This is a genomic window from Micromonospora sp. ABR4_055 (assembly GCF_056160425.1).
Genome location: NZ_JBSWXD010000013.1, coordinates 35,431 through 61,822, shown reverse-complemented (window position 1 = coordinate 61,822; position 26,392 = coordinate 35,431). Strand labels below are relative to the sequence as shown.

Here is a 26,392-nt window from a genome sequence, read left to right as displayed (position 1 = left end):
CCCCCCCCCCCCCCCCCCCCCCCCCCCCCCCCCCCCCCCCCCCCCCCCCCCCCCCCCCCCCCCCCCCCCCCCCCCCCCCCCCCCCACCACCATCATCCGACACCGGGCACCACGACCCACCCGTCGACGGGAGCCGGTCAACGTACCGGTCCTCGGTAGTGGCCCCCGGGCCAGCCGGCCACGACGCCGGCTCCCCCGGGCGCTTCGATCGATGACCGGCCGGTTGAGTAGCTCCCCGAGGTCGTGGCCCCACGACGCGTAAAGGAGCGCGACATTACCATGACCGAGCAGCACAATCTCGGCACCCAACGCAGCACCGCCGTGATCGACAACGGAGCTTTCGGCACCCGCGAGGTCACCTTCTCCGCCGGACGGCTGGCCCGCCAGGCCGCCGGCTCGGTGATCGCCCAGCTGGGCGACACCGTGGTGCTCTCCGCGACCACCGCCAGCAAACAGCCGCGTGAGCACCTCGACTTCTTCCCGCTCACCGTCGACGTCGAGGAGCGGATGTACGCCGCCGGGCGAATCCCCGGCTCGTTCTTCCGCCGCGAGGGTCGGCCGAGCGAGGAGGCGATCCTCACCTGCCGGCTGACCGACCGGCCGCTGCGCCCGACGTTCGCCAAGGGCCTGCGCAACGAGGTCCAGGTGGTGGCCACCGTGCTGGCGCTGGACCCGGCCCACCCGTACGACGTGATCGCGATCAACGCGGCGTCGATGTCCACCAAGCTGTCCGGCCTGCCGTTCTCCGGGCCGATCGGGGCGACCCGCGTCGCCCACGTCGACGGCGCGTGGGTGGCCTTCCCGACCCTGGACGAGCTGTCCCGGGCCACCTTCGACATGGTGGTCGCCGGCCGGGCCCTGCCGGACGGCGACGTGGCGATCATGATGGTCGAGGCTGAGGCCACGCCGCACGCGGTGGGGCTGATCGCCGGCGGCGCCACCGCCCCCACCGAGGACGTGGTGGCCAGCGGGCTGGAGGCGGCCAAGCCGACCATCCGCGAGCTGTGCCGGGCGCAGAGCGAGCTGGCCGAGGTGGCGGCGAAGCCGGTCGCCGACTTCCCGGTCTTCCTCGACTACGGCGACGACGTCTACGACGCGGTCGTGGCCGCCGGCCGCGACGAGGTCGCCGAGGCGTTGAAGATCGCCTCCAAGGCGGAGCGTGAGGACGCGCTGGACCGGATCAAGGACAAGGTCGCCGGCGAGCTCGTCGAGCGCTTTGAGGGCCGGGAGAAGGAGATCGGCGCGGCCTTCCGGTCGTTGACCAAGTCCGAGGTCCGGGCCCGGGTGCTCCGCGAGCAGGTACGCATCGACGGCCGCGGCCCACGGGACATCCGACCGCTGACCGCCGAGGTCGGGGTGCTGCCCCGGGTGCACGGCTCGGCGCTGTTCGAGCGCGGCGAGACGCAGATCCTCGGGGTCAGCACGCTGAACATGCTGCGGCTGGAGCAGACGCTGGACACCCTCTCCCCGGAGAAGTCCAAGCGCTACATGCACAACTACAACTTCCCGCCGTACTCCACCGGCGAGACCGGCCGGGTCGGCTCGCCGAAGCGGCGGGAGATCGGTCACGGCGCGCTCGCCGAGCGGGCCCTGGTGCCGGTGCTGCCGACCCGCGAGGAGTTCCCGTACGCGATCCGTCAGGTCTCCGAGGCGCTCGGCTCCAACGGGTCGACGAGCATGGGCTCGGTCTGCGCCTCCACGCTGTCGCTGCTGTCGGCCGGGGTGCCGATGAAGGCCCCGGTGGCCGGGATTGCGATGGGCCTGATCTCCGACGAGGTCGACGGGCAGACCCGGTACGTCACGCTGACCGACATCCTCGGCGCCGAGGACGCGTTCGGCGACATGGACTTCAAGGTGGCCGGCACTCCAGAGTTCGTCACCGCGTTGCAGTTGGACACCAAGCTCGACGGCATCCCGTCGGACGTGCTCGCCGGTGCCCTGCAGCAGGCCCGCGAGGCCCGGATGACCATCCTCGAGGTGATGCGCCAGGCGATCGAGGGGCCGGCCGCGATGAGCGAGCACGCCCCGCGGGTGACCACGGTGAAGATCCCGGTCGACAAGATCGGCATGGTGATCGGCCCGAAGGGCCAGACCATCAACGCGATCCAGGACGAGACCGGCGCGGACATCTCGATCGAGGACGACGGCACCATCTACGTCGGCGCCACCAACGGGCCGGCCGCCGAAGCCGCCGTCGAGCGGATCAACGCGATCGCCAACCCGACGCTGCCGAAGGCCGGCGACAAGTTCCTCGGCACGGTCGTCAAGACCGCCGCGTTCGGCGCGTTCATCTCGCTGCTGCCCGGCCGCGACGGACTGCTGCACATCTCCAAGGTGGGCGACGGCAAGCGGGTCGAGCGGGTCGAGGACCACCTCAACGTCGGCGACAAGGTCGAGGTGCAAATCGCCGACATCGACGCCCGCGGCAAGATCTACCTGGACAAGGTCCGCCCGGAGGGCGCCGAGGCGCCGGCCGCGTCCGACGGCGGCGAGCGTCCCGGTGGCCGCGACCGTGGTGACCGGGGGCCGCGCGATCGCGGGGACCGGGACCGTGGCGACCGGGGCCCCAGCCGGGGCGACGGTGGCGAGGGCGGCGAGCGCCGCCGACGTAACCGGCACAGCTGACGCCGGCCAAGATGGCCAGGACCGAACCGGTCACCGGCAGGGGCCTGTCCCGGCCGGTGACCCGGACACTCACCGCCGACCCGTTGGGCGGTACGGTACGCCGTACCGTGCTGCCCAACGGGCTGCGGGTGATCACCGAGGCGATTCCGGCGATGCGCAGTGTGTCGTTCGGCGTGTGGGTCGGGGTAGGCTCGCGCGACGAGACCCCGGCCCGCTCCGGGGCCTCGCACTTCCTAGAACACCTGCTGTTCAAGGGGACGCAGCGGCGTACCGCGTGGGATATCTCGTCGCAGATCGAGGCTGTTGGCGGCGAGACCAACGCGTTCACCACCAAGGAGTACACCTGCTACTACGCCCGGGTGCTCGACGAGGACCTGCCGCTGGCCGTCGACGTCGTCTGTGACCTGGTGGCCAACTCGGTGATCGACCCGGCCGACGTGGAGACCGAACGTGGCGTGATCCTCGAAGAGATCGCCATGCACGACGACGAGCCCGACGACGAGGTTCACGACCTGCTCGCCGAGGCCGTCTTCGGCCCGCATCCGCTCGGCCGGCTGATCTCCGGCACCGAGGCAACGATCTCGGCGTTGACCCGCCGGCAGATCCACGACTTCTACCGGCGCCGCTACACGCCCGGGGCGATGGTGATCGCTGCCGCCGGCAACCTCGACCATCGGGCGGTGGTCCGCCAGGTACGGGCCGCGCTGCGGGGCAGCCCGTTGGACGCCGAACGGCCCGGTGCTCCGGCGCCGCTGCGCCCGGCCACCCCGGCGGTACGCGCCCGTCGGCCCCGAGTGATGGTGCGCCATAAAGAGACCGAGCAGGCCCATCTGGTGCTCGGCGGCCCGGGTATCAGCCGCGGCGACAACCGTCGGTTCGCGCTCGGCGTGCTGAACAACGTCCTCGGCGGCGGGATGTCCAGCCGGCTGTTCCAGGAGGTACGGGAACGCCGAGGGCTCGCCTACTCGGTCTACTCGTACGCCAGCCAGTACGCCGACGGCGGGACGTTCGCCGTCTACGCCGGTTGTGCGCCGAGCCGGGTCGACGAGGTGCTGGAGCTGGTCCGGGCGGAGCTGGCGGCGGTCGTCGAGCACGGGCTGAGCTCCGACGAGCTGGCCCGGGGCAAGGGCATGAGCCGCGGCGGGTACGTGCTGGGCCTGGAGGACACCGGATCCCGGATGGGTCGGCTGGCCAAGGGGGAGCTGCTCTACGGCGAGCAGTTGACCGTGGACCAGCTTCTCGCACGGGTGGCGGCGGTGACCGCCGAACAGGTCGGCGCGGTCGCCGCCGAGCTGCTCACCCGGCCGATGTCCCTGGCGGTGATCGGCCCGGTGGAGTCCACGATGTTAGCCGGCGCGCAGCCCTCGCCGGTGGGGTAGGCGCTGGCCGGACCGTTGTCTCCGCCGGTGGGATAGGTTGTGCCGGTGAGCGAAGACGGTACGAATGTGACAGTCCCTCCGGGCGGCTCCGCAGTGGCCGCCCGGTCGTCCGCCGGGCCGGTCCGGGTCGGCGTGCTCGGAGCCCGCGGCCGGATGGGCGTGCAGGTCTGCAGAGCGGTCGAGGGGGCCGACGGTCTCGCACTTGTCGCCACGATCGACGAGGGTGACCGGTTGTCCGACGCCTCGGACGCCGCCGCAGAGGTGGTCGTCGACTTCACCAACCCAGACGCGGTGCTGGACAACTTGCGCTGGTGCATCGACCAGGGGATCAACGTGGTCGTCGGGACCAGCGGGTTCACCGATCAGCGCCTCGACCTGGTCCGCTCCTGGCTGTCCGACAAGCCCGAGGTCGGCGTGGTGATCGCCCCCAACTTCGGCATCGGCGCGGTGCTTATGATGCAGTTCGCGGCGAAGGCGGCACGGCACTTCGAGTCCGTCGAGATCATCGAGCAGCACCACCCGGCCAAGGTGGACGCGCCCAGCGGCACCGCAGGACACACCGCGCGGGTGATCGCGACGGCCCGGGCCGCCGCCGGGTCGGCTGAGATGCCGGACGCCACCACCGCCGAGGTGCCGGGCGCGCGGGGCGCTGACATCGACGGGATCCGGGTGCACTCGGTACGGGCGGCCGGCCTGGTCGCACACCAGGAGGTACTGTTCGGCACGGCGGGGGAGACCCTGACGATCCGGCACGACTCCTACGACCGGGCGTCGTTCATGCCGGGGGTGCTACTGGCGGTACGGGCCGTGACGCGCCGTCCCGGGCTGACCGTCGGGTTGGACAGCCTGCTCGACTGAGCTTTACCGGGTCCTGTTGCCGGACTCTGGTGGGTCCTGCTGCCGGGCCCTGTCGGGTCGTGCGGCGGGCCGGGTCACTGCTCCGCGGCAGCCGCCGGTGGGACCGCCACGTGCAGCCGTAGCTGCGGGACCAGCATGTCGGCCACGTCCAACGCCCGCGTCGCCCCGTCCGGCTCCCAGCCGGCCGAGCCGAGGAACTTGCGGGTCGCCGGGTCCCGTTCGTACGCCCAGGCGAGCGCGGTGTCGAAGCCGTCGGTGCGCCACAGGTCCACGGCGGCGGCGAGCAGTCGGCTGCCGTGTCCCCGCCGGCCCCAGCGCGGCTCGACCAGCAGGTCGGTGACGGCGGCGATCCGGTCACCGAGCGCCCCGGCCGGTTCCTCGGGAGCCAGGGCCTGCTCGTCGGTCGGGCCGGACGCGGTGAAGCCCACCAGATAGGATTGCTCGGCCTGCTCGACGGCGACGAGCACCCGGTGCCGCTGCGACGGCGGATCGTTGATCGCAGCGTCCCACCGCTGCGCCAGCCAGCCCTCGTCCACCTCGTCGAGCGCCTGGCGGGGCAGCAGTCGCCGGTAGGCGACCCGCCAGGTGGTCAACTGGATGCGGGCAATCTCACCAGCGTCGCCCGGTCGGGCAGGACGGACATATCCGAGCGCCATGAGTGGTCAGCGTACGGACAGGGGCGAGGTCATGCCGCAGCGGGCCGCCGGGGGCACCGGTCGGCGGGTGGCGATCGTCGCGGTACTCGCGGTCGTCGTCGCGGCCTTCCTCGCCGTCGCCGCCGAACGGCACGGCTTCTTCGACCTCAAGGTCTACTACGGGGCGATGCACCACTGGCTGCGCGACGGCGGCGAACTCTACGATCACATGAAGCCGTTCAGCCAGTACGGGTTCACCTACCCGCCGTTCGCGGCGCTGGTGATGTCGCCGATGGCGGTCCTGCCGTGGCATCTGGCGATCGTGGTGAGCGTGACGCTCGCCGTGGTGACCAGCGCGCTGGTGCTGTGGTGGCTGGTCGACCCGATCTCCCGCCGCGAGGGCTGGACCCGCTGGTTCGCCTTCGCGGTCGCTGCCTGCCTGGTGGCCGCGTACGAGCCGATGCGCGAGACGGTGAACTTCGGCCAGGTCAACACGCTGCTGCTGGTCCTGGTCGCGGCCGACCTGCTGTGGCTGGTCGCGGCCGGGTCGCCGGTGCCGCAGCGGTGGCGCCGGTTCGCCGGAGTCGGGGTCGGTCTGGCGACGGCGATCAAGCTGACCCCTGGCATCTTTATCGTCTACCTGCTGGTCACCCGGCGGTGGCGGGCGGCGGTCACCGCCGCCGGTACGGCGACCGTGGCGACCCTGGTCGCGGCGGCGGTCGCCCCGGACGCGTCCCGGGAGTTCTGGACGCAGGCGCTGTGGAACACCGACCGGGTAGGTGCGTTGGACTTCGTCTCCAACCAGTCGCTGCGCGGGGTCGTCGCCCGGATCGATCCGCTGCATCCGAGCACCGTCGCCTGGCTGGTGCTGGTGCTGGTCACCCTGATCTGGTGGGCGTGGCGGTGCCGCCGCGCTGTCGCAGCCGGTGACGAGGCGACCGGGCTGGCGTTGACCGGCGTGGTCGGCTGCCTGGTCAGCCCGGTCACCTGGGTGCATCACCTGGTGTGGTTGCTGCCGGCGCTGATCCTGCTGGTGGACAACGGGCTGCCCGCGGCGCGGGGCAGCCGGCGGCGGCGGGCGTTGCTTGGCTTCGCCGTGGTCGGCTATCTGCTGCTGATCAGCCGGCTGGTGTGGATCTGGCGCGAATCCGACGCCGCGAACGTGGCCGGCTTCGTCGGCAGCAACGCGTACGTGTGGGTGAGCCTGGGGCTCCTGCTGTTCCTGCCGGTGCGTGAGCTGGACCCGTCCGCCCGCTGGCCGGCACCGGCCGCCGGTCGACCGATCACGTCGAGGTGAGGCTGACGCACGTCATCTTTGCGTCTTTACGTGCGTCAGCCTCACCTCGACGCCGGATGCCGGGCCATCGTGCGGCGGTGCCGGTGGTTGGGCTGGCCGGCTGCGGCTGCCGCCACATCGGCCACAGCGGCGGGCCGTTGTCGGGTAACGCCAGCGGGTGTCGGGTGGTGGGTCGGTAGCCGTGGCGTAGGTAGAGGTCGCGGGCGGCGGGGCTGGTGGCGACGAGGTAGCTGGCGATGCCGGCGGTATCGCAGATCTGGTGTCGGTGACGTAGTAGCGCGCCGCCGATGCCATTGCGCTGCCGGTGTGGCGCCACCCCGAGGTACGCCAGGTAGGTGTGTGGTTGGCGCGGGGCGTGGGTGTGCAGCAGGCCGGCGAGTTGGAGGAACCGGTCGGCGTGGCGGCCGGTGATGCGTCGTAGCCGGGCGGTCTGCCGGTCGGTGGTGGTGTGGGCGATCGGGTACGGCAGCCACAGCGCCGCTGCGGCCCGGTCGATCGTCGTGTGGACGGTGCCGTCGGTCATCGCCTGGGCCAGCAGGCCGGGGCAGAGCCGCTGGTAGACGTCCCGCCGCCGTGCCGTGCCGGGGATCAGCCAGCGGGCGTCGGGGGTGTCGACGAACGCGTCAACCAGCACCCGGGCCAGGCGCGGTACGTCGTCCACCCCGGCCCGCCGCACCCGCACCGTGCCGGCGGGGCCGGCGGTCGCGGTCACCGCCGGCCCTGTCGGCCGTGCCGGCTCCGTCGGCCGTGCTGGCTGTGCCGGCTTCGTCGGTCGGTGGCGGCCAGGTGTCGCACCAGCTGATCGACCCCCGGCGGTACGGGTGTGAGCAGTTGCCGTAGTTGCCGTCGGGCGAAAATCCACAACGCTCCTCCAACGGCCACTTGATCGACTTCAGCACAGCGATTGCACGTACAGCACGAGCGAGCATCATGGCGTCGAACGTTGAAATTATTGATCAACGACATGGTCATCCGCCTGCGCCAAACCCACGCTGGACGATGCCGACCTGAACCTGTAGGGGTAACCTGTCGCCTGACGGCTGTAGGCAGCGATGGGCGACAGCGGGGAGGCGCGATGACATCACAGCCAGGAGTTGCCGATGAGAGCAACCCGCCTCACTTCGGTGGTGTGCTGCGAGCACGTCGGGTCGGTCGCGAGTGGTCGCTTCGGGATCTTGGCGAACGGATACGGTTCAATCGCGGCTACATCGGAAAGGTGGAACAGGGCGACAAGTTTCCTGAACGGCAGTTCGCCGAACTTGCCGACCGGGCACTAGGTGCTAATGGTTTCCTGGTGGCAGCGTGGCGAGACACAGCGGAGGAGCGACGAAAGGCTCTGGTGACGGGGCGGATGCTGACCGCCTCAACCAAAGACTCGCTAAAGATGATTGCAGCCGTGGAAGATTCCATGGATCTGACCGATCTGGAGCAAGCTACGACCCGGCTCTCGACTGCATACCTCGGCACCGCTCCTGCGCCGATGCTGCATTCCGCTGTAGAGTTACGAGGCGATGTCCTGCGCCGCCTACGAAGCCGCCAGTACCGGCCGAATGAGTTGGCCGACCTGTATCAGATAGCTGGCCGCCTTCAAGGGGTGCTTGCGTACGCCGCTCTCGATTTGGGGGACTCGGCGGTAGCGATGACGCATGCAGATGCGGCGCTGGTCTGTGCAGAAAATTCAGGTGATCGTGAGCTCCGAGCCTGGGTGCGGGGAACCCAGAGTCTCATAGCCAGATTCGACGGCAACTATAGCCAAGCTCTCGCGTCCGTCACGGATGGGCTCGCGCACTCAGCTACCAGTGCGAGCAGACTTCGCCTGATATGTGGGTACGCCCAGTGCAAGGCGAACCTTGGGGACTCGGCAGGCAGCAACCGGGCCCTCGACCAAGTGCAACATGAGCGGGAGAAGTTGATCCCAAGAGCCTCGGAGCGCGGGATATTCGACTTCAGTGAGGCCAAACAGCACTATTATGCCGGCAGCAGCCTGATCTGGCTGGTTGAAGCCTCAGACGCAGATCGGGCAGCCCGAGAAGCGTCGGAGGCGATTCGGCTGTGGGAGAACGGTCCGGAGGAGGGTCGATCGCTAGACGACGAAGCGCTGGCGCGCGTTTATCAGGCCACCGCCTACCTGAAGGTCGGTAAGCTGGACGAGGCTGCGGCCGCTGTTCGCCCAGTACTCGATCTTCCACCAGAGCGCCGCATCTCGTGGATCCACAAACGTGTCGGACGCATGGCCGAGATACCAAGCGATTTGCCGGCACTTGGAAGGCCGAACAATTGCGAGCCGAAATCCGTGCCTTCGCTGAAGTCACGTAGCTCGGATTGAACTTCCGATCACATGTCAGCTGGCCAGGGTGAGGATCCGGTCGCCGGCGATCCGGGCCAGGTAGCGCACCTCGTCGAGCCCGACCGGGGTCTGCCCGGGTGGGCGGGGCACCTGGTAGACGCTGCGTTCCCCGTCCGGGCGCAGCCCGGCCGCCTGGTAGAACCGCCGGGCCCGCTGGTTGCCGTCGAGCACCCACAGTCGCATCGTGCGCCAGCCCTGCCCGGTCATCCCGGCGATCGATGCGGTGAACAGGAGCCGACCGACCCCGGTGCCCCAGTGGACGGGGTCGACGTACATGCTGACGATCTCGCCGTATGTCGGATCGAGCAGGTCCCGGTCCTGGTCGATCCGGTACGGGCCGAAGGTGCTGAACCCGACGATCTGCTCGCCTTCGGTGGCGACCAGGGTGCGGAACGGGTGCTCAGAGTCGGCGGTGCCGACGTCGCGGCGGCGCTGCGCCCAGGCGGCGACGTTGAGCCGGTCGAGCACGTCCACGGGGATCAGGCCCGCGTAGCCGGCCTGCCACGCGCGCACGTGGATCCCGGCGATCGCGTCGGCGTCCTCCGGAGTCTCCTGCCTGACTTCTGGCATATGGGGATTTCTATCCTGTTTCACAACCGACGTCTAGTAGCACCGGCCGGGTGTCGAATGGACCGGCCGGCCCCGCCGCGCGTCGCGCGTGTGTGAACCGGTTGGGAGACTGACGGGATGAGAGTCTTCGCCTCCGTCGACGATCTGGCCAGAGCCGTGGGCGAGTCGCTGGGGCCAGGCGACTGGTTGCCGGTCGACCAGCACCGGGTCGACATGTTCGCCGAGGCCACCGACGACCATCAGTGGATTCACACCGACCCGCAGCGGGCGGCCGACGGCCCGTACGGCGGCACGGTCGCCCACGGGTTTCTCACCGTCTCCCTTGTCCCGGCACTGATGCGCCGGCTGTACCGGGTGGACGGGGTACGGGCGAGGATCAACTACGGGCTCGACAGGGTTCGGTTCCCGGCTCCGTTGCGTACCGGTTCCGCCGTACGGGCCGAGGCCGCCATCGCCTCGGTGGAGCCGGTCGTCGGCGGTGTACAGGCGGTCATGGCGGTGACCCTCACCGCCGACTCCGGCGACCGGCCGGTCTGCGTCGCCGAGACCATCAGCCGGCTGCTGGTGACTGCACCGCGCTGACCACCGGTCACGGCAGCAGCGCCCGGATCAGCGCGATGGCGACGAAGACGACGATGAAGGAGAGATCGATTGCGGCGCCGCCGACGCGTAGCGGCGGCAGCACCCGCCGGACCGGGGCCAGCACCGGCTCGGTCACCGCGTGCAGGGCGGCGGTGACGCGGGAGCGGAGCGAGTCACGCGGGCTCGGCCCGGCCAGCACGGTGCTCCAGTCGAGGATCGCGCGGGCGATGAGCAGCAACTGGAAGACCAGGAGCAGCAGACTCAGAAGTGCGAACAGGGGACCCATCGGGGCAGACCTCCAGGACGACCGGTGAGCGTTCCACTATGCCCGGCGATCGTGTGTGGTCGCTGAGAATCGCCGCGGCGGACGGGTCCGATCGGCGAAGATCGGCCGCGCCCGGCTGCCGGGTCCTCCGGTGCCGCCGTCAATGTCGTACCCGGGCGGTAACTTGCGTGGCGATGCCCTTACCAGACAGTCTCTCGCTCGCCCAGGCCCGCCGGATCGCGCTCGCCGCTCAGGGCTTCACCGACCCCGTGCCGATTAAGGTGGCGAACCGTCGGCACCTGCGCCGGGTGCTGGACAGGGTCGGCCTGATCCAGATCGACTCGGTCAACGTCCTACAGCGCGCCCACTACCTGCCGCTGTACAGCCGGCTCGGTCCGTACCCGACCGACCTGCTGGACCGGGCCGCCGGGCATGCCCCTCGGGAGCTGTTCGAGTACTGGGGCCACGAGGCGTCGTTGATCCCGGTCGATCTGCAGCCGGCGCTGCGCTGGCGGATGGCCCGCGCCCGCGACGACGCCTGGGGCGGCATCCGACGTATCGCCGTCGAACAGCCGGAGCTGGTCGACCGGGTGCTCGCCGAGGTTCGCGCCCGCGGCCCGGCGACCGCCGCGCAGCTCGAGCAGGACACGATGCGGCCGAGTGGCAACTGGGGGTGGAACTGGTCGGCGGTCAAGACCGCCCTGGAGTACCTGTTCTGGGCCGGGGAGATCAGCTCCGCCGGGCGGACCAGCACCTTCGCACGCCGCTACGACGTGCCGGAGCGGGTGCTGCCGCCCCGGGTTGTCGCCGCGCCGACGCCGACCGAGGCACAGGCGCACCGGCAGCTGGTCGAGATCGCCGCCCGTTGCCTCGGCGTGGCCGCCGAGCCGGAGCTGCGTGACTACTTCCGGCTGTCGGCGGCGGCGGTCCGGCCGGTCGTCGCCGACCTGGTCGCCGACGGCATCCTGCGGCCGGTCCGAGTGCAGGGCTGGTCGCAGCCCGCCTACCTGCACCACCAGGCCCGGTTGCCGCGCTGGATCCGGGCCGCCACGCTGCTCAGCCCGTTCGACCCGGTGGTCTGGGAGCGGGCCCGCACCGAGCGGCTGTTCGGGCTGCGGTACCGGATCGAGATTTACGTACCGGCCGCGCAGCGGGTGCACGGCTACTACGTACTGCCGTTTCTCGAAGGCGACCGGCTGACCGCGCTGGTCGACCTCAAGGCGGACCGGGCCGCCGGGGTGCTGCGGGTGCCGGCCGCCTGGCCGGTGCCGGACGCCACCACCGATCCGGGGCAGACCGCGACTGCCCTGGCCGGCGAGCTGACCCGGCTGGCCGGCTGGCTCGGCCTGTCCGAGGTCGCGACACCGGCCACCGGCGACCTGGCCGGCCCGCTGACCCGGGCGTTGCCCGCCGCCGGTTCGCGCGGCGTGGCCATTGGTTGACCTGGCGGGTGCGCGGCCTGGTCGTTGGCTGAGCCGGCGGGACCGGCCGGTGTACGGTGGGACGATCGGCATCAAGGGAGGCGTGACGGATGGCGGGTCCAGACGGCGTGGCTGTGCAACGGCCCGTCGGTGACGGTCCGGGACCGCCCGGCGACGCCGGTCCCAACCCGGACGATCACTCCCACTATCACCAGCAGTACGCGTACCAGCCGCAGGCCCAACCGGACCGGTTCACCCGCCTGGTCAACCGGCTGTGGGCGCGGTCGCCGCGCTGGCTGGCCCCGTTGGCGGTGCTCGGCTGCATCGGCGCGGCCGCCGGCTACACGGTGATCACCGATCCGACGACCAGCAGCGCGGAGGCGGCACCCAGTTGCCTGCTGAAACTGACCACCGGGCTGGACTGCCCGGGCTGCGGCGGGACCCGGGCGGTCTGGTATCTGCTCAACGGTGATCTCGGCGCTGCCGCCCGGCACCACCTGCTGGTGGTCTTCGCCGTTCCGTTCCTGCTCTACGTCTACCTGGCCTGGGTCGGCCAGCAGCTGTTCCGCTGGCGGTTGCCGCAGTTGTCGCTCAGCCCGACGGCGGTCGGCTGGTCGCTGGGCGTCTGGCTGGCGTTCTCGGTGCTGCGCAACCTGCCGTGGGAGCCGTTCAGCTGGTTCTACGTCTGACCACTGCGGCCGCCCTGCGGCCGCCCTGCGGGCGGCCGGTGGTCGGCCCGCCCGATGGACGCCGTGTTTGCCCGTGATACCGGCCGGCAACTAGAGTCCGAGAAATGTCGGAAATCGTGTCGCCGCAGGTCACGCTGATCGCCTGGACCCAGTTCCAGCCGCCCGCCGACGTCGACTGGTCGACCGACGCCGACGGTGGTCAAGCCTTGGCCGAGTTCGCTGGCCGGGCCTGCTACCAGTCGTGGCGCAAGCCCAACCCGGCGACCGCCACCAACGCCGGCTACCTGCGACACATCCTGGACAGTGGGCACCTGTCGGTGCTGGAGCATGGCAGTGTCACGTTCTACCTGACCGGGATCTCCCGGTCGCTGACCCATGAGCTGATCCGGCACCGGCACTTCTCCTACTCCCAGCTGTCCCAGCGGTACGTGCCGGAGCGCGACGCGGCCATGGTCGAGCCGGCGGTGATCGCCGAGGATCCCGAGCTGCACCGGCAGTTCGTCGCCGCCGCCGAGGCGAGCGTGCGGGCCTACACCGAGCTGCTGGAGGGTCTGGAGAAGCGGTTCGTCGACGAACCCAACCCGACGCTGCGCCGCAAGCAGGCCCGGCAGGCGGCTCGGGCGGTGCTGCCGAACGCCACCGAAACCCGGATCGTGGTCACCGGCAACTACCGGGCCTGGCGGCACTTCATCGGGATGCGGGCCACCGAGCACGCCGACGTGGAGATCCGCGACCTGGCGGTGGAGTGCCTGCGGCAGTTGCAGCGGGTGGCGCCGAGCGTCTTCGCCGACTTCGAGATCCGCCGGTTGCCGGACGGCAGCGAGGTCGCCGCGAGCCCGTACACCCGGCAGGGGGAATAGGCCACCGGCCCGTACCACCAGCGCTGAGAACGCGGTGCGGCCGTCCGATAGGTTGTCCGTATGACGCAGCACCACCTAGCCGGTCCCGGGGCGGGGACACCGACCCCGTTCGGGCGACTCCTGACCGCCATGGTCACCCCGATGAACGACGACGGCTCGCTCGACCTCGACGGCGCCGCCCGGCTGGCCAGCTACCTGGTCGACGAGCAGGCCAACGACGCCCTGGTGATCAGCGGCACCACCGGCGAGTCGCCGACCACCACCGATGCCGAGAAGGAGCAGCTGCTCCGGGCCGTCATCGACGCGGTCGGGGACCGGGCCCGGGTGGTCGCCGGTGTCGGCACCAACGACACCCGGCACACGGTCGAGTTGGCGGTCGCCGCCGAGAAGGTCGGCGCGCACGGGCTGCTGGTGGTCGCGCCGTACTACAACAAGCCGCCGCAGGCCGGGGTGGTCCGGCACTTCACCGAGGTTGCCGACGCGACCGGGCTGCCGGTGATGGCGTACGACATCCCGCACCGCACCGGCATCGCGATGAGCAGTGAGACGCTGGCCCGGCTCGGCGAGCACGAGCGGATCGTCGCGGTCAAGGACGCCAAGGGCGACCTGGCCGCCACCTCCTGGGTGACCGGCCGCACCGACCTGGCGTACTACTGCGGTGACGACGCGCTCACCCTGCCGACGCTGGCGATCGGCGGGGTCGGACTGGTCGGCACCTCGACCCACCTGACCGGTGCGCTGACCAAGCAGATGATTGAGGCGTACGTCGCCGGCGAGCACGCCGCCGCGCTGGCCCTGCACCGCCGGTTGCTGCCGCTGTTCACCGGCATCTTCCGCAGCCCCGGCACGATCCTGGTCAAGGCGGCGCTCGGGGTGCTCGACCTGCCCGCCGGTCCGGTGCGCTCGCCACTGGTCGAGGCCACCGACGCCGAGCTGGACCAGTTGCGGGCCGACTGCGCCGACGCCGGACTGGAGCTGCCGTGAGCCAGGCACACATGGAGTTGGACCTGCCGCCGCAGCTGCCGCCGGGCGGGCTGCGGGTGATCCCGCTGGGCGGGCTCGGCGCGATCGGTCGCAACATGACGGTCTTCGAGTTCGACGGCAAGCTGCTGGTGGTGGACTGCGGGGTGCTCTTCCCGGATGTGGAGCAGCCCGGGGTCGACCTGATCCTGCCGGACTTCGCCCCGATCCTGGACCGGCTCGCCGACGTCCAGGCGATCGTGCTGACCCACGGCCACGAGGACCACATCGGCGCGGTGCCGTACCTGCTCGCCCACAAACCGGACATTCCGTTGGTGGGTTCCCAGTTCACCCTGGCGCTGGTCGAGGCGAAGCTGGCCGAGCGGCGAATCGAGCCCTACACGTTGACCGTACGCGAGGGTCAGCGGGAACGGATCGGGCCGTTCGAGTGCGAGTTCCTCGCGGTGAACCACTCGATACCGGACGCGCTCGCGGTGGCGATCCGCACCCCGGCCGGCCTGGTGCTGCACACCGGTGACTTCAAGATGGACCAGCTGCCGCTGGACGGGCGGATCACCGATCTGGCCGGCTTCGCCCGGCTCGGTGCCGAAGGCGTCGACCTGCTGCTGTCCGACTCGACCAACGCCGAGACCCCCGGCTTCGTCACCCCGGAACGCGACATCGGTCCGGTACTCGACTCGATCTTCGGCAAGGCCACCGGCCGGATCATCGTGGCGAGCTTCGCCTCCCATGTGCACCGGGTGCAGCAGGTGATCGACTCGGCGTACGAGTACGACCGCAAGGTCGCGCTGATCGGCCGGTCGATGGTGCGCAACATGGGCATCGCCCGGGACCTCGGCCTGCTGCGGATCCCGCCCGGCCTGGTGGTCGGGCTGGACGAGGCGACGGCCCTGCCGCCGGACCGGATCGTGCTGATGTCCACCGGGTCGCAGGGCGAGCCGATGAGCGCGTTGGGCCGGATGGCGACCGGTGACCACCGGCACATCACCGTCGCGCCCGGCGACACCGTGGTGCTGGCCAGCTCGCTGGTGCCGGGCAACGAGACCTCGGTCTACCGGGTGATCAACCAGCTGGCCCGGGCCGGGGCGACCGTGATCCACAAGGAGACCGCCAAGGTGCACGTCTCCGGGCACGCGCCGGCGGGGGAGCTGCTCTACCTGCTCAACGTGGTGCGGCCGAGCAACCTGCTGCCGGTGCACGGCGAGTGGCGGCACCTGCGGGCGCACGCCCGGCTCGGCATCGAGTCCGGTCTGGACCCGCAGCGGGTCGTGCTCTGCGAGGACGGTGACGTCGTCGACCTGGTGGACGGGCACGCCACCCTGGTCGGGCATGTCAAGAGTCGGTACGTCTACGTGGACGGTCTCGCGGTCGGTGACGTCGGCGAGTCGTTGCTGACCGAGCGGCGGATCCTCGGCGACGGCGGGTTCATCGCGGCGACCGTGGTGGTCGACTCGGTGACCGGCAAGGTGGTCGGTGGGCCGACCGTGTCGGCGAAGGGATTCTCCGAGGACCCGGAGGCGTTCAACGCGGTCGTTCCGTTGATCACCGAAGCGTTGGGTCGGGCCGCTGCTGACGGCATCACCGATCCACACCAGCTGCAGCAGGTGGTCCGGCGGATTGTCGGCCGCTGGGTCAACGACGCGTACCGGCGCCGGCCGATGATCGTACCGACCGTGGTGGAGGTTTGAAGACGTCCTGAGGCCCGCCGGGGCTGACCGGGCGGCCGGCCGGCGGGCATACTGGTCGGACAGTTACCCACTGTCGTGACGAGAAGGCTGGCGTGCCAGGCGATCCCGGCTCCGGTGAGTCCCCTGCGGCGGCGCGGCGCAGGCTCCGACTCGCGCTGCGTCGCGCCCGCGAGTCGGCCGGGCTGACCCAGGGCAAGGTGGCGGACGCCCTCGACTGGTCGGTCTCCAAGGTCAACCGGATCGAGAAGGGCAGCGTCTCGGTCTCGACCACCGATCTGCGGGCCCTGCTGGAGTTGTACGGCGTGGTGGACGCCGACCGGGCCGGGCGGCTGCTGCGCGACGCCCGTACCTCCCGGTTGCGGGGCTGGTGGGACGAGCCGCGCTACCGGGAGCACCTGACTCCGGCGATGCTGCAGCTGCTGCAGTTGGAGGGCGAGGCCAGCGCCATCCGGGTGTTCCAGCCGACGTTGATCCCGGGCCTGCTGCAGACCCGCGAGTACGGCGAGTTCGTGTTGAACTTCTGGCGCAGCGAGCTGCCGGAGGCCGACCGCGCGCTGCGGCTCGAGGCCCGGCTGCGTCGCCGTGACCAGGTGCTGGACCGGCCCGATCCGCCGGAGTTCCACCTGGTGCTGGACGAGTCGGTGCTGTGGCGCACGATCGGCGGGCCGCGGGTGATGGTCGGGCAGTTCGCCGCCCTGCTACGGGTGGCGCGGCGACCGAACGTGCGGGTGCGGATCGTGCCGTTCGCCGACGCGGCGATCATGGCGATGCTGGCACCGTTCACGCTGCTCGACTTCGGTGACGAGGAGAACGCGCTGCTCTACCGCGAGGGCATCCTGCTGGACGAGATCGTCCACGCGGCGCAGCGGATCGGCCGGCACCGCGACTACTTCGCGCACATCTGGGACTCGGCCCACGACGAGGCGACCTCGGCCCGGTTGATCACCGAGCGGACGGCGACGTTGTCCGCCGATCTGCCGGTCGCGGAGGCCCCGTCCGTCGGTGGGTGAGTTCCGGTCGCGTATCGGCCGGGCCAGCTGCCGCGTTAACCAGGCAAATGCCGAATAGTCGGCATTAAGTCTGAAGCGGAGAAAAGACTATGATGCGGACATATCGCGGCTGGTGGCGGAGCAGCCGGTGTGACACCAACGCGTGCCTGGAAGCTACCGTGACCGCCTCCGGTGACGTGGCGCTGCGCGACTCGGCCGAGCCGGACGGGCCCTGGCTGGACGTCGACCGGCAGCAGTGGCGACGGTTCCTGCGCGGCGTCAACCGGGGCGACTTCGCCGGCCGGTAGGAGGCGGGTGGAGGCCGCCTCCCACCGACTCGGCCGACACCTGGTACGTGACGCGGCCCCGGGCGGTTCATCAACCCGGCTGTGACATTCGGCATCCGGGCCGGCCGATCCATCGACCGGCGCCCTCCGTACCACCTGTCGGCGTCCATCCGACGCCAACGGCAGAGGAGGTAAGGATGCGACGCCGACGAATCGTTACCGCCGGAATCACCGTCGCCGCGGTCGGGCTGCTCGCCGGGGTGACCCTGCCGGCCGTGGCCGGCGACGACCCGACCGACGGCGACGTCGCCACCGGTCAGCCGGCCGGTACGGACGGCCAGCCGGCCGCCGCGCACGACGACCTCGTCGCCGCGCTGCGTCGCGACCTCGGCGTCAGTGCGGCGGACGCCCGGACCCGGCTGGCCACCGAACGCTGGGCCACCCGTACCGTCGACGTTCTGCGGGCCGACCTCGACGCGGCGTACGCGGGCGCGTGGATCAGCCAGGACGGTGCCGACCTCGTCGTCGCGGTGACCGACCCCGCACAGCTGGGCCGGGTCCGCGCCGCCGGTGCCGAGGCCCGCCTGGTGGCCCGCAGCCAGCAGCAGTTGACCGGCGTGAAGGAAAGCCTGGACCGGGTGGGTGACGCCGCCAGCCCCGACCTGGCCGGCTGGTACGTCGACCTGGCCGACAACACCGTGGTGCTGCTCGCCCGGCCCGGAGCCCAGCCCGCTGCCCGGGACTTCGCCGCCGCCGCCGGAGTGCCGGCCGACGCGGTCCGGGTGGACGCCACCGACGAGGCGCCGGTGCCGCTGTTCGACGTCCGCGGCGGCGATCCCTACTTCATCGGTGCCGGCGGCCGGTGCTCGGTCGGCTTCTCCGTAATCGGCGGCTTCGTCACCGCCGGGCACTGCGGCCGCCCCGGCGACACCACCACCGGGTTCAACCGGCAGGCGCAGGGCGTGTTCCAGGCGTCGTCGTTCCCCGGCGACGACTGGGCGTTCGTCGCGGTCGACGACGACTGGACGCCGCAGCCGGTGGTCAACGACTTCAACGGCAACAACCTGCCGGTCGCCGGCAGCGTGGAGGCGCCGGTCGGGGCCAGCATCTGCCGTTCCGGGTCCACCACCGGGACCCGGTGCGGCGTGATCCGGGCCAAGGACGTCACGGTCAACTACCCGGAGGGTGCGGTCAGCGGGCTGACCCGCACCGACGTCTGCGCCGAACCCGGCGACTCCGGCGGTGCCTGGCTCTCCGGCGACCAGGCGCAGGGCGTGACCTCGGGCGGCTCCGGCAACTGCCGCACCGGTGGCGTCACATTCTTCCAGCCGCTGGCCGAGATCCTGCAGGTCAACAACCTGACCCTGGTCACCACTGAGGACGGTGCGACCCCGCCGAGCGGCGTGCCGACCGCCGTACCGACGGTCGCGCCGACCCAGCCGGCGGACCCGCCGCAGAGTCCCTGCGCCGACCACCCGGTGCTGCGCGACGGCGAGCTGAACCGGGTCGGTGACCGGCAGACCCAGCCGGACGGAAGGTTCTTCCGGGCCGGTGCCGGCCGGCACACCGCCTGCCTGCAGGCACCGGCCGGCGCGGCCTTCGGGCTCGCGCTGCAACGCTTCACCGCCGACGGCTGGCGCACGGTCGCCCGGGGCGACCGCGCCGGTGCCACGATGACCCGGTTGAACTTCTCCGGACCCGCCGGTGCCTACCGGTACCGGGTGCAGTCCGGTCGGGGCGTGGGTGGCTACCTCCTCGGGTTCTCGGTGAACTGACCGCCACCCGCCGGGGGGGGGGGAGGGGGGAGGAAGAACAAAGGGAAAAAAAAAAAAACACCCAAAACCCCCCCAAAGGAACACCCCCCCCCCCCCCGTCACCCCCCCCACACCCACGTCCCGCCGCTGAGTACGCGTACCCTGTCAGCCGTCAACCGGCGCTCGTAGCCTGGCCTACGGGAGGTCACGATGGGCTACGAGTTGCTGACCGTCGTCATCCTGGCGGCACACTTCGGGTTCCTCGCCTACCTGGCGGTCGGCGGTTTCCTGGCCTGGCGGTGGCCGCGGACGATCTGGCTGCATCTGACCGCGGCGGGCTGGGGGGTGCTGGTGGTCGCGGCCAACCTGAGCTGCCCGCTCACCGTCGCTGAGCACTGGTCCCGCCGCCGGGCCGGCCAGGCCGGCTTCGACGAGGGGTTCGTCGAGCGCTACCTGACCGGAGTGATCTACCCCGACCAGTACGCCTGGGCGGCCCGGCTGGCGCTGGCCACGGTCGTCGTGGCCAGCTGGGCCGGGGTGCTCAGGGCAGTTCGGCGACGGCGTCGGCGAACTGCGCCCCGGTGATGACCGCCGCGTTCACCAGCGCGGCGAGCTGCGCCCCGCTGACCCCGTACGCCAGGTCGGTGCTCACGTCGCCGGCCAGGATCAGCTCGCCGGAACCAGTGTCGTGCACGTAGGCCTTCGGCAGCAGCCGGTCGTGGTTCCACGAGTTGCAGAACCGGTACGCCTCGGCCAGCCGGTCCGCCGGCAGCCGCCGGTCGGCCAGCACCCGGCTGTGCAGCACCCGCTGCTGCTCGCCGAGCCGTTCGAAGTGGATCACCGCATGTCCCCACTTGCCGCCGACCACTCCGCTGTCATCGACGAAGTACCGGTCGCCGCGTTCGTTGAGCGCCGCCGTGATGCCCTCCAGAGTCAACGGCGAGACCACGTCCGGGCTGCCGCCCGCCGGCGGTACGCCGACCTCGCCGCCGGTGGCCGGCGGCTGATCGGCCGGTAGCTCGACGGTGTCGGTCAGCGGCTCGGCGGCCAGCCAGTCGGTGATCCGACGCGACTGGTGGTCGGTGCCGTTGCGGGCGTCGAACCGGCCCGCCAGCTCGGTGGCGGTGGCGGCCAGCTGCGCGCCGAGCGCGGCCATCGGCAGGTCGGCGGCCGGCCGGCCGCCGTACTCCGGCCGGTGGATCGTCTCGTCGCCGTGGCCGGCGGCGGCCGCGAGCCGGCAGACCAGGGCGCCGGCGGCGGCGAACTCCATCGCCGAGGCCTCGTCGTACGGCCGGTCGAGCCACTCCAGATGCTCGGCGAGGATCGCCAGGCCACGCTGGTGCTGACTGACCAACGCGCAGAACCGCAGATGCTCGGCCAGGTACGGGAAGGCATCACGTTCGTGCCGGTGCCGCCGGTACGCCCGCACGTGCGCCTGCGCCGCGTCGGCGTACCGGCCCAGCCGCAGGTACGGCATGATCACCGCGACCAGCGCCTTCTCCGGCTGCTCGGTGCAGCCGACCGCACCGCTGAGCACCGGTTCGACGATCGCCAGCGCCGCCTCCCACTCACCCCAGCCGGCGAGCAGCTCGGCCTGGCGGGACGGGTCACAGCCGGCGCAGTCGCTGTTCTCGTCCCGTGGGGCCGTCCGCCACCGGTCCAGCCACTGCCGGGCCTGGGCCTCGTCGCCGACATGGTCGGCTATCTTGCAGCGCAGGTTGTACACCGCCTGCAGACTCTGCCCACTGGCGGTGAACCGGCGCTCCATGTCGTCCAGCGCGGCCCGGGTCTGCGCCAGACCCACCCGGGGCGTGCCGCGCAGCGTGGCGACCGCCCACTTGTGGTACCAGCGCAGCAGTTCGGCGTCCCACGGCTCGAACAGCTCCGGGTACCGGTCGAAGGTGCTCAGACACCAGCCGAACGCCGGCAGCATCCGCCAGCGTTCGGTGTGGTGGTTGTACGTCTCGATCAGCGCCATCCGCGCGTCGAAACCGATCCGTGCCTGCCCGGCCGCGTCGGCGTGCGCGGCGATCCGTTCCAGCTCGGCGATCTTGCCGTCGCCGTCGGGCAGGTCGGTGGCCTCGTCCAGCGCCTGAACCAGCTCCTCGGCGGTCACGGGGTCTCCTCGGCGGTGGTGTCCGGCCCGGCGGCCGGATCGGTGAAGGCCCGGTCCAGCAGGGCCAGGAAGGACCGGTTGAGCGCGGCGCTGTCCACCGCCCGCAACGGATGGTGACCGGCGAGCAGCGCCTGACCGTACAGTGCCTCGACGGCGTTGCGCAGCGCCGCTCCCGCCGGTTGCCCGGCGAGCCGGCGGATGAGCGGGTGCCGCCAGTTGAACACCAGCTCCGGTCGGTGGTCGACGTCGACGTCGGCGAACGCGGACAGCACCTCCGACCACAGCTCGTCGGAGCCGGCCACCGCACGGCGCACACTGTCCTGCTCGCGGGCGGCCTGGCCGAGGACGTACAGGGCCGGCACCGTGACCGGGTCGAACTGCCGCAGTTGCGGTACGCAGTCCAGTTCGGCCAGCACCGTGCGGGCGGTGGCCAGCAAGGTCTCCGCCACCGCCAGCTGCCCGGGCGAGAGGGTCTCCAACCGGGCGGCCAGCTCACCGGGGTCCAGCCGGCGGGTGCGGATCGCCGGGTCCAGCCGGGGGAGGCGCTGCAGGATCTCCGCGTCGTAGGCGTAGCCGGCGTTGACGATCGGCGTACCGGCGGCGGACGCGATCGCGGCCAGTGACCGGAACTCGTCGACCGTCTCCACGTACCGGATCATCGCCAGATGCTGGCGGAACAGCCGCAGCGGCATCATCCCCCGGCTGGTCTCGAACGGCAGCCACGAGTCGACCAGCCGCAGCATCTCGTCGTCGCGGACGGCGAGCGCCTTGACCCCGAGGTGGTGCACCCGCAGGAAAGCGGCGAGCCGTTCCGGCTGGCTGACCGACAGCTCAAGCAGCCAGCTGCGGATCTGCTCGCCGAGCCCGTCGCGGACCGCGCCGAGCAGGTCGTCCTCGTAGAGCGCCTCGCGGCTGGCGGTCGGGCGCAGCACGGAGGTGTCGACCACGCAGCGGACGAAGAACGCCCACTCGGGCAGGAGCTTGCTGGCGTCGTCGCTGAGCAGCATCCGTTTCAGGTAGACCCGGTGACCGCCCTGGCCGACCGTTGACGCCGACGGCAGCACGAAGCCGACGCCGACCAGCCCGGCTTCCGGTACCCGCAGGTCGATCACGTCCATCGGTCGGGCACCGAGCAGCGTCGCGCCGTAGTCCAGCAGCGCCTCCCGGCGGGCCGCCGGGTCGGCGTGGACCACCTCCCACGGGGCCTGCGGCTCGGTCAGCCGGACCGGCTCGCCTCCGGGCGGGCAGAACAGCACCGGGACGTCCAGCAGCCGGGCGTAGTCGCGGACCAGGTCGCGGACCTGGTCGGCGGCCAGCCAGTGTCCGGCGTCGGCGCGGGGACGCAGCGTGACGGTGGTGCCGACCGAGCCGCGTGCGGCGTCGTCGACCTCGGTGGTGTAGCGCCCGTCGGCGTACCCAATCCAGCGCACCGCCGGTCCGCCCCGGGCCGAACTGGTCACCACCTCGACGGTGTCGGCGACCATGAAGCACGACAGCAGGCCGATGCCGAACTGGCCGAGGAAGTCCTGCCGGGCGAAGCCCAGGTCGTCCCGTTTGGAGGTACGCCCGACGCTGGCCAGGAAGGTGTGCACCTGCGGTTCGGTCAGGCCGATGCCGTCGTCGTGCACCCGCAGGCCACCGTCGGCGGTGGGCTCGATCCGGACGGTACCGCCGGCCCAGTCGGGCTCGGCCTCGCGCCGGGCGGTGATCGCGTCGGTGGCGTTCTGCACCAGCTCCCGGGCGAACACCCGGGGGCTGGCGTACAGGTGGTGGCTGAGCAGGTCGACGATGCCGCGCAGGTCGACCTGGAAACGGTGTTCCATCCGGTCAGCCCGCCAACTCGGCGACGGCTTCGCAGACCTGGCAGCCGGTGGCGATCCCGCAGTCGAGCAGGTGGTCGAGCTGCGGTGAGCTGACTCCGCGTTCCAGCGCGGTGATCAGTTCACCGCAGACCCGGGCGGTGCCGTCGTCGTCGACGTGGACGAAGGCCTTGGGCCACAGCCGGTCGTGGTTCCATTCGTTGCAGAAGGCGTACAGCGCGGGCACGTCGTCCACGGTGAACAGGGTTGGCGCGATGGTCCGCACCCGCAGCACCTCGCCGTTGGGTCCGAGCCGGGAGAACACGATCAGGTTGTCGTTCCACCGGCCGACCAGTTCGTCGTCGGAGTCGGCCTGGAAGTGGTAGCCGCGCGCGGTGAGGGTCTCGGCGATCATCGCGGTGGTCAGCGGCCGCAGCACCTGCATCGCACCGCTGCCGGAGGGCGCGTCGGGCAGGTCGTCTGGGTCCGGCGGGGGCATGCGGTGGTCCTTTCGGTACGGCACGTCGGACAGGGGGCCTCGCGCCCCGGCCGGGGGCCGGCGCGCGGTCGGGCCGGCGATGTCCGGACGGGGGTCCGGCGGTGGACGTCGTCGTCGTGGCCCCGGGGGACAGTAGGGGCCGATCGGAATGGTGGCACAGCCGCGCCGCCCCGCGTGGTTCGGACACGACCCGGAAAAGCGAGGGTTTGTATGCCGGCGGGGTTACCGTGGGACTCTATGGCCGGCCGAACCTCCCAGGCGAGTCGGCGGCGCGGCGGGTCGACCAGCCGTGGCGCCGCGACCGGTCGTGCCCGGACCCCGGCCCGCAAGCGCCCGACAGCCCGTCGGCGCCCGGCCCGCAACTCGCCGGCCGTCCTGGTCGGTCGTGCTGTCGGTGCCACCTGGATGGGGCTGGCGCACGGCGTCGGCTGGGCGGTGCGTACCGCCGGTCGCCGGGCGGCCACCGCGCGGGAGTTGAGCCCGGAGCACCGGCGCGACGGTGCCGGGCTGTTCGTACTCGGCCTGGCCATTCTCACCTCGATGGCGATCTGGTTCGGCGCGGCCGGGCCGTTCGGGGTCCGCGTCGCGGACATGATGCGGCTGTTCATCGGCGCGATCGCGGTCGCCGTGCCGTTGCTGCTGCTGATCGGCGCGGTCCGGCTGATGCGTGATCCACCGGAGGAGCCGGACCCTCGGGGCCGCGGGCTGGTCGGCTGGTCGGCGATGCTGGTCGCCACGGCGGGGCTGCTGCACATCGGCCAACGCCCCGACGACGACCTGCAACGTGACTACGCCGGCGGGCTGATCGGACTCGGCATCGGCACGGTACTGGAGCACACGGTCAGCTACTGGGTCGGCGTGCCGTTGCTGATCCTGCTGCTGGTCTTCGGTCTGCTGGTGGTCACCGCCACCCCGATCAACCGGATCCCGGAGCGGCTCGGGCTGCTCGCCGGGGTGGTGACCGGGCGTGGGCCGGAGTCCGATCCGGCCCCGGCCGGTGCCGACACCGCTGACGACGAGACCGCCGGTGACGAGCGGGCCCGCCGCCGGCCGCCGCGCCGCCGGCAGGCCAGCCGGACGGCCGACGCCCTGCCGGTGTCGTCGGCCGGTGACGATGGCACCCTGGCCGAGCCGCTCGATCTGCAGGAGACGATGGAGCTGCCGCGCCGGCCGGCGGCGAAGGTGCCGACCACCCGCACCCCGCCGGAGCCGCCGGAGCATTCGCCGACCCCGACCCGCGCCGAGCAGTTGGCGATCACCGGGCTGTCCGGGGACTACCGCCTGCCACCGGCAAAGCTGCTGCGGACCGGTCCACCGGCGAAGACCCGCAGCAAGGCCAACGACGAGGTGATCGCCGCACTGCAGGGGGTGTTCGAGCAGTTCGACGTTGACGCGGCGGTCACCGGGTTCACCCGGGGTCCGACGGTGACCCGATACGAGGTGGAGCTCGGCCACGGGGTGAAGGTCGAGCGGATCACCCAGCTCTCCCGCAACATCGCGTACGCGGTGAAGTCACCTGACGTGCGGATCCTCAGCCCGATTCCGGGCAAGAGCGCGGTCGGCGTGGAGATCCCGAACACCGACCGGGAGGACGTGTCGCTCGGTGACGTGCTGCGCTCCCGTGCCGCCGGTGCCGACCATCACCCGATGCTGGTGGCGCTCGGCAAGGACATCGAGGGCGGCTTCGTGGTGGCCAACCTGGCGAAGATGCCGCACATCCTGATCGCCGGGGCGACCGGCGCCGGCAAGTCGTCCTGCCTGAACTCGCTGCTCATCTCGATCCTCAGCCGGGCCACCCCGGACGAGGTACGGCTGCTGCTGATCGACCCCAAGCGGGTCGAGATGACCGGGTACGAGGGCATCCCGCACCTGGTGACCCCGATCGTGACCAACCCCAAGAAGGCGGCCGAGTCGCTGGAGTGGGTGGTACGCGAGATGGACATGCGCTACGACGACCTGGCCGCGAACGGTGTCCGGCACATCGACGACTACAACCGCAAGGTACGGGCCGGGGAGATCACCGCTCCGCCCGGCAGCGAGCGGGAGATCCGGCCGTACCCGTACCTGCTGGTGATCGTCGATGAGCTGGCCGACCTGATGATGGTCGCCCCCCGGGACGTGGAGGACTCGGTCGTCCGGATCACCCAGCTCGCCCGGGCCGCCGGCATCCACCTGGTGCTGGCCACCCAGCGGCCGTCGGTGGACGTGGTGACCGGCCTCATCAAGGCGAACGTGCCGTCCCGGCTGGCCTTCGCCACGTCGTCGCTGTCCGATTCGCGGGTCATCCTGGACCAGCCGGGCGCCGAGAAGCTGATCGGCCGGGGCGACGGCCTGTTCCTGCCGATGGGTGCGTCGAAACCGCTGCGCATCCAGGGTGCCTGGGTCAGTGAGAAGGAGATCGACGAGATCGTCGCCTTCTGCAAGAAGCAGCGCGAGCCGGAATTCCGCCCCGACGTGCTCACCACCGCCCAGGAGAACAAGAAGAAGATCGACGAGGACGTCGGCGACGACCTCGACCTGCTGGTCCAGGCGATCGAGCTGGTGGTGACCTCGCAGTTCGGGTCGACCTCGATGCTGCAGCGCAAACTGCGGGTCGGGTTCGCCAAAGCGGGCCGGTTGATGGATCTGATGGAGACCCGGGGCATCGTCGGGCCGTCCGAGGGTTCCAAGGCACGCGACGTGCTGGTCAAGCCGGACGAGCTGGAGGACGCGCTGGCGAGTCTGCGGGCCGTCGAGGCGAGCTGACCGCAC

General features: G+C 71.4%; 23 protein-coding genes. 16 read left to right on the top strand and 7 right to left on the bottom strand.

From position 1 onward, the window contains the following. Positions 1-279 precede the first annotated feature (279 nt). The 3 genes from ACXAHD_RS06065 to dapB all read left to right on the top strand — a co-directional run bounded on the left by ACXAHD_RS06065 (position 280) and on the right by dapB (position 4,862). Entirely contained in the window at positions 280-2,625 is a 2,346-nt protein-coding gene (locus ACXAHD_RS06065; protein WP_281553978.1) for a polyribonucleotide nucleotidyltransferase, read from the top strand. An 11-nt stretch (positions 2,626-2,636) separates the two neighbouring features. After that, entirely contained in the window at positions 2,637-4,004 is a 1,368-nt protein-coding gene (locus ACXAHD_RS06060) for a M16 family metallopeptidase (protein ID WP_281553979.1), read from the top strand. Positions 4,005-4,097: 93 nt separating this feature from the next. Further along, positions 4,098-4,862, top strand: a complete 765-nt coding sequence (gene dapB, locus ACXAHD_RS06055) for a 4-hydroxy-tetrahydrodipicolinate reductase (RefSeq protein WP_281555504.1) — start codon at positions 4,098-4,100, stop codon at positions 4,860-4,862. A gap of 74 nt (positions 4,863-4,936) precedes the next feature. On the opposite strand, the gene ACXAHD_RS06050 is transcribed toward dapB, so the two are convergent. Beyond that, on the bottom strand, positions 4,937-5,518 hold the full coding sequence (locus ACXAHD_RS06050; RefSeq protein WP_281553980.1) for a GNAT family N-acetyltransferase: 582 nt from the start codon (positions 5,516-5,518) through the stop codon (positions 4,937-4,939). A gap of 31 nt (positions 5,519-5,549) precedes the next feature. Between ACXAHD_RS06050 and ACXAHD_RS06045 the strand changes: the two genes are divergently transcribed. Next, positions 5,550-6,794, top strand: a complete 1,245-nt coding sequence (locus ACXAHD_RS06045) for a glycosyltransferase 87 family protein (RefSeq protein ID WP_348650127.1) — start codon at positions 5,550-5,552, stop codon at positions 6,792-6,794. On the opposite strand, the gene ACXAHD_RS06040 is transcribed toward ACXAHD_RS06045, so the two are convergent. Next, positions 6,781-7,506: a GNAT family N-acetyltransferase gene (locus tag ACXAHD_RS06040; RefSeq protein WP_289212501.1), complete on the bottom strand. Its 726-nt coding sequence runs from the start codon at positions 7,504-7,506 to the stop codon at positions 6,781-6,783. The two genes, ACXAHD_RS06045 and ACXAHD_RS06040, sit on opposite strands and share 14 nt — an antisense overlap. Positions 7,507-7,869: 363 nt before the next feature. Here ACXAHD_RS06040 and ACXAHD_RS06035 point away from each other — a divergent pair, with 363 nt between their 5' ends. Beyond that, positions 7,870-9,120, top strand: coding sequence for a helix-turn-helix domain-containing protein (locus tag ACXAHD_RS06035; protein WP_475049063.1), 1,251 nt, complete (start codon positions 7,870-7,872; stop codon positions 9,118-9,120). Between the two features lie 15 nt (positions 9,121-9,135). Here ACXAHD_RS06035 and ACXAHD_RS06030 read toward each other — a convergent pair whose 3' ends face one another. Beyond that, complete coding sequence (locus tag ACXAHD_RS06030) at positions 9,136-9,711, bottom strand: N-acetyltransferase family protein (protein ID WP_475049060.1); 576 nt, start codon at positions 9,709-9,711, stop codon at positions 9,136-9,138. 117 nt (positions 9,712-9,828) lie between these two features. Between ACXAHD_RS06030 and ACXAHD_RS06025 the strand changes: the two genes are divergently transcribed. Further along, positions 9,829-10,293, top strand: coding sequence for a MaoC family dehydratase (locus ACXAHD_RS06025; protein WP_281553984.1), 465 nt, complete (start codon positions 9,829-9,831; stop codon positions 10,291-10,293). Between the two features lie 7 nt (positions 10,294-10,300). Here ACXAHD_RS06025 and ACXAHD_RS06020 read toward each other — a convergent pair whose 3' ends face one another. Further along, the gene (locus ACXAHD_RS06020; RefSeq protein WP_281553985.1) at positions 10,301-10,579 is read right to left on the bottom strand and encodes a YggT family protein; all 279 of its coding nucleotides are present in this window, start codon (positions 10,577-10,579) and stop codon (positions 10,301-10,303) included. A gap of 173 nt (positions 10,580-10,752) precedes the next feature. Here ACXAHD_RS06020 and ACXAHD_RS06015 point away from each other — a divergent pair, with 173 nt between their 5' ends. From ACXAHD_RS06015 to ACXAHD_RS05975, 9 genes are all read left to right on the top strand, one after another. Beyond that, the gene (locus ACXAHD_RS06015; protein ID WP_281553986.1) at positions 10,753-12,000 is read left to right on the top strand and encodes a winged helix-turn-helix domain-containing protein; all 1,248 of its coding nucleotides are present in this window, start codon (positions 10,753-10,755) and stop codon (positions 11,998-12,000) included. A gap of 89 nt (positions 12,001-12,089) precedes the next feature. Beyond that, the gene (locus ACXAHD_RS06010; RefSeq protein ID WP_281553987.1) at positions 12,090-12,668 is read left to right on the top strand and encodes a DUF2752 domain-containing protein; all 579 of its coding nucleotides are present in this window, start codon (positions 12,090-12,092) and stop codon (positions 12,666-12,668) included. A 104-nt stretch (positions 12,669-12,772) separates the two neighbouring features. Next, positions 12,773-13,528, top strand: coding sequence for an FAD-dependent thymidylate synthase (gene thyX, locus ACXAHD_RS06005; protein ID WP_281553988.1), 756 nt, complete (start codon positions 12,773-12,775; stop codon positions 13,526-13,528). 60 nt (positions 13,529-13,588) lie between these two features. Beyond that, positions 13,589-14,512: a 4-hydroxy-tetrahydrodipicolinate synthase gene (gene dapA, locus ACXAHD_RS06000; RefSeq protein ID WP_281553989.1), complete on the top strand. Its 924-nt coding sequence runs from the start codon at positions 13,589-13,591 to the stop codon at positions 14,510-14,512. Further along, positions 14,509-16,197: a ribonuclease J gene (locus ACXAHD_RS05995; RefSeq protein ID WP_281553990.1), complete on the top strand. Its 1,689-nt coding sequence runs from the start codon at positions 14,509-14,511 to the stop codon at positions 16,195-16,197. Before dapA ends, ACXAHD_RS05995 begins: the two co-directional genes overlap by 4 nt. Before the next feature lie 92 nt (positions 16,198-16,289). Further along, positions 16,290-17,207 (top strand): helix-turn-helix domain-containing protein, encoded by a 918-nt coding sequence (locus ACXAHD_RS05990; protein ID WP_289212503.1) that lies wholly within the window; start codon positions 16,290-16,292, stop codon positions 17,205-17,207. 89 nt (positions 17,208-17,296) lie between these two features. Then, a complete protein-coding gene (locus tag ACXAHD_RS05985) occupies positions 17,297-17,494 on the top strand; it encodes a DUF397 domain-containing protein (RefSeq protein ID WP_282229933.1) in 198 nt (65 codons plus the stop codon). A 176-nt stretch (positions 17,495-17,670) separates the two neighbouring features. Further along, positions 17,671-19,248 (top strand): S1 family peptidase, encoded by a 1,578-nt coding sequence (locus ACXAHD_RS05980; RefSeq protein ID WP_281553992.1) that lies wholly within the window; start codon positions 17,671-17,673, stop codon positions 19,246-19,248. A gap of 189 nt (positions 19,249-19,437) precedes the next feature. After that, positions 19,438-19,812 (top strand): DUF2784 domain-containing protein, encoded by a 375-nt coding sequence (locus ACXAHD_RS05975; RefSeq protein WP_281553993.1) that lies wholly within the window; start codon positions 19,438-19,440, stop codon positions 19,810-19,812. On the opposite strand, the gene ACXAHD_RS05970 is transcribed toward ACXAHD_RS05975, so the two are convergent. The 3 genes from ACXAHD_RS05970 to ACXAHD_RS05960 are packed head-to-tail and all read right to left on the bottom strand — an operon-like array spanning position 19,769 to position 23,641. Beyond that, a complete protein-coding gene (locus ACXAHD_RS05970; protein ID WP_281553994.1) occupies positions 19,769-21,343 on the bottom strand; it encodes a type III secretion system chaperone family protein in 1,575 nt (524 codons plus the stop codon). The genes ACXAHD_RS05975 and ACXAHD_RS05970 overlap by 44 nt on opposite strands. Continuing rightward, positions 21,340-23,166, bottom strand: a complete 1,827-nt coding sequence (locus ACXAHD_RS05965; protein ID WP_281553995.1) for an HSP90 family protein — start codon at positions 23,164-23,166, stop codon at positions 21,340-21,342. The genes ACXAHD_RS05970 and ACXAHD_RS05965 overlap by 4 nt, the downstream gene beginning before the upstream one ends. Positions 23,167-23,170: 4 nt before the next feature. After that, positions 23,171-23,641, bottom strand: coding sequence for a type III secretion system chaperone family protein (locus ACXAHD_RS05960; RefSeq protein WP_475049054.1), 471 nt, complete (start codon positions 23,639-23,641; stop codon positions 23,171-23,173). 237 nt (positions 23,642-23,878) lie between these two features. Between ACXAHD_RS05960 and ACXAHD_RS05955 the strand changes: the two genes are divergently transcribed. After that, positions 23,879-26,386 (top strand): DNA translocase FtsK 4TM domain-containing protein, encoded by a 2,508-nt coding sequence (locus tag ACXAHD_RS05955; RefSeq protein WP_281553996.1) that lies wholly within the window; start codon positions 23,879-23,881, stop codon positions 26,384-26,386. Positions 26,387-26,392 lie beyond the last annotated feature (6 nt).

Coding starts and splice junctions, on each gene's coding strand:
- dapA (WP_281553989.1), top strand. CDS start 13,589: ATGACGCAGCACCACCTAGCCGGTCCCGGGGCGGGGACACCGACCCCG.
- ACXAHD_RS05965 (WP_281553995.1), bottom strand. CDS start 23,166: ATGGAACACCGTTTCCAGGTCGACCTGCGCGGCATCGTCGACCTGCTC.
- ACXAHD_RS06035 (WP_475049063.1), top strand. CDS start 7,870: ATGACATCACAGCCAGGAGTTGCCGATGAGAGCAACCCGCCTCACTTC.
- ACXAHD_RS06020 (WP_281553985.1), bottom strand. CDS start 10,579: ATGGGTCCCCTGTTCGCACTTCTGAGTCTGCTGCTCCTGGTCTTCCAG.
- ACXAHD_RS05985 (WP_282229933.1), top strand. CDS start 17,297: ATGATGCGGACATATCGCGGCTGGTGGCGGAGCAGCCGGTGTGACACC.
- ACXAHD_RS06060 (WP_281553979.1), top strand. CDS start 2,637: ATGGCCAGGACCGAACCGGTCACCGGCAGGGGCCTGTCCCGGCCGGTG.
- ACXAHD_RS05955 (WP_281553996.1), top strand. CDS start 23,879: ATGGCCGGCCGAACCTCCCAGGCGAGTCGGCGGCGCGGCGGGTCGACC.
- ACXAHD_RS06010 (WP_281553987.1), top strand. CDS start 12,090: ATGGCGGGTCCAGACGGCGTGGCTGTGCAACGGCCCGTCGGTGACGGT.
- ACXAHD_RS06050 (WP_281553980.1), bottom strand. CDS start 5,518: ATGGCGCTCGGATATGTCCGTCCTGCCCGACCGGGCGACGCTGGTGAG.
- ACXAHD_RS05980 (WP_281553992.1), top strand. CDS start 17,671: ATGCGACGCCGACGAATCGTTACCGCCGGAATCACCGTCGCCGCGGTC.
- ACXAHD_RS06025 (WP_281553984.1), top strand. CDS start 9,829: ATGAGAGTCTTCGCCTCCGTCGACGATCTGGCCAGAGCCGTGGGCGAG.
- ACXAHD_RS06065 (WP_281553978.1), top strand. CDS start 280: ATGACCGAGCAGCACAATCTCGGCACCCAACGCAGCACCGCCGTGATC.
- ACXAHD_RS06045 (WP_348650127.1), top strand. CDS start 5,550: ATGCCGCAGCGGGCCGCCGGGGGCACCGGTCGGCGGGTGGCGATCGTC.
- ACXAHD_RS06030 (WP_475049060.1), bottom strand. CDS start 9,711: ATGCCAGAAGTCAGGCAGGAGACTCCGGAGGACGCCGACGCGATCGCC.
- ACXAHD_RS05975 (WP_281553993.1), top strand. CDS start 19,438: ATGGGCTACGAGTTGCTGACCGTCGTCATCCTGGCGGCACACTTCGGG.
- ACXAHD_RS06015 (WP_281553986.1), top strand. CDS start 10,753: ATGCCCTTACCAGACAGTCTCTCGCTCGCCCAGGCCCGCCGGATCGCG.
- thyX (WP_281553988.1), top strand. CDS start 12,773: ATGTCGGAAATCGTGTCGCCGCAGGTCACGCTGATCGCCTGGACCCAG.
- ACXAHD_RS05960 (WP_475049054.1), bottom strand. CDS start 23,641: ATGCCCCCGCCGGACCCAGACGACCTGCCCGACGCGCCCTCCGGCAGC.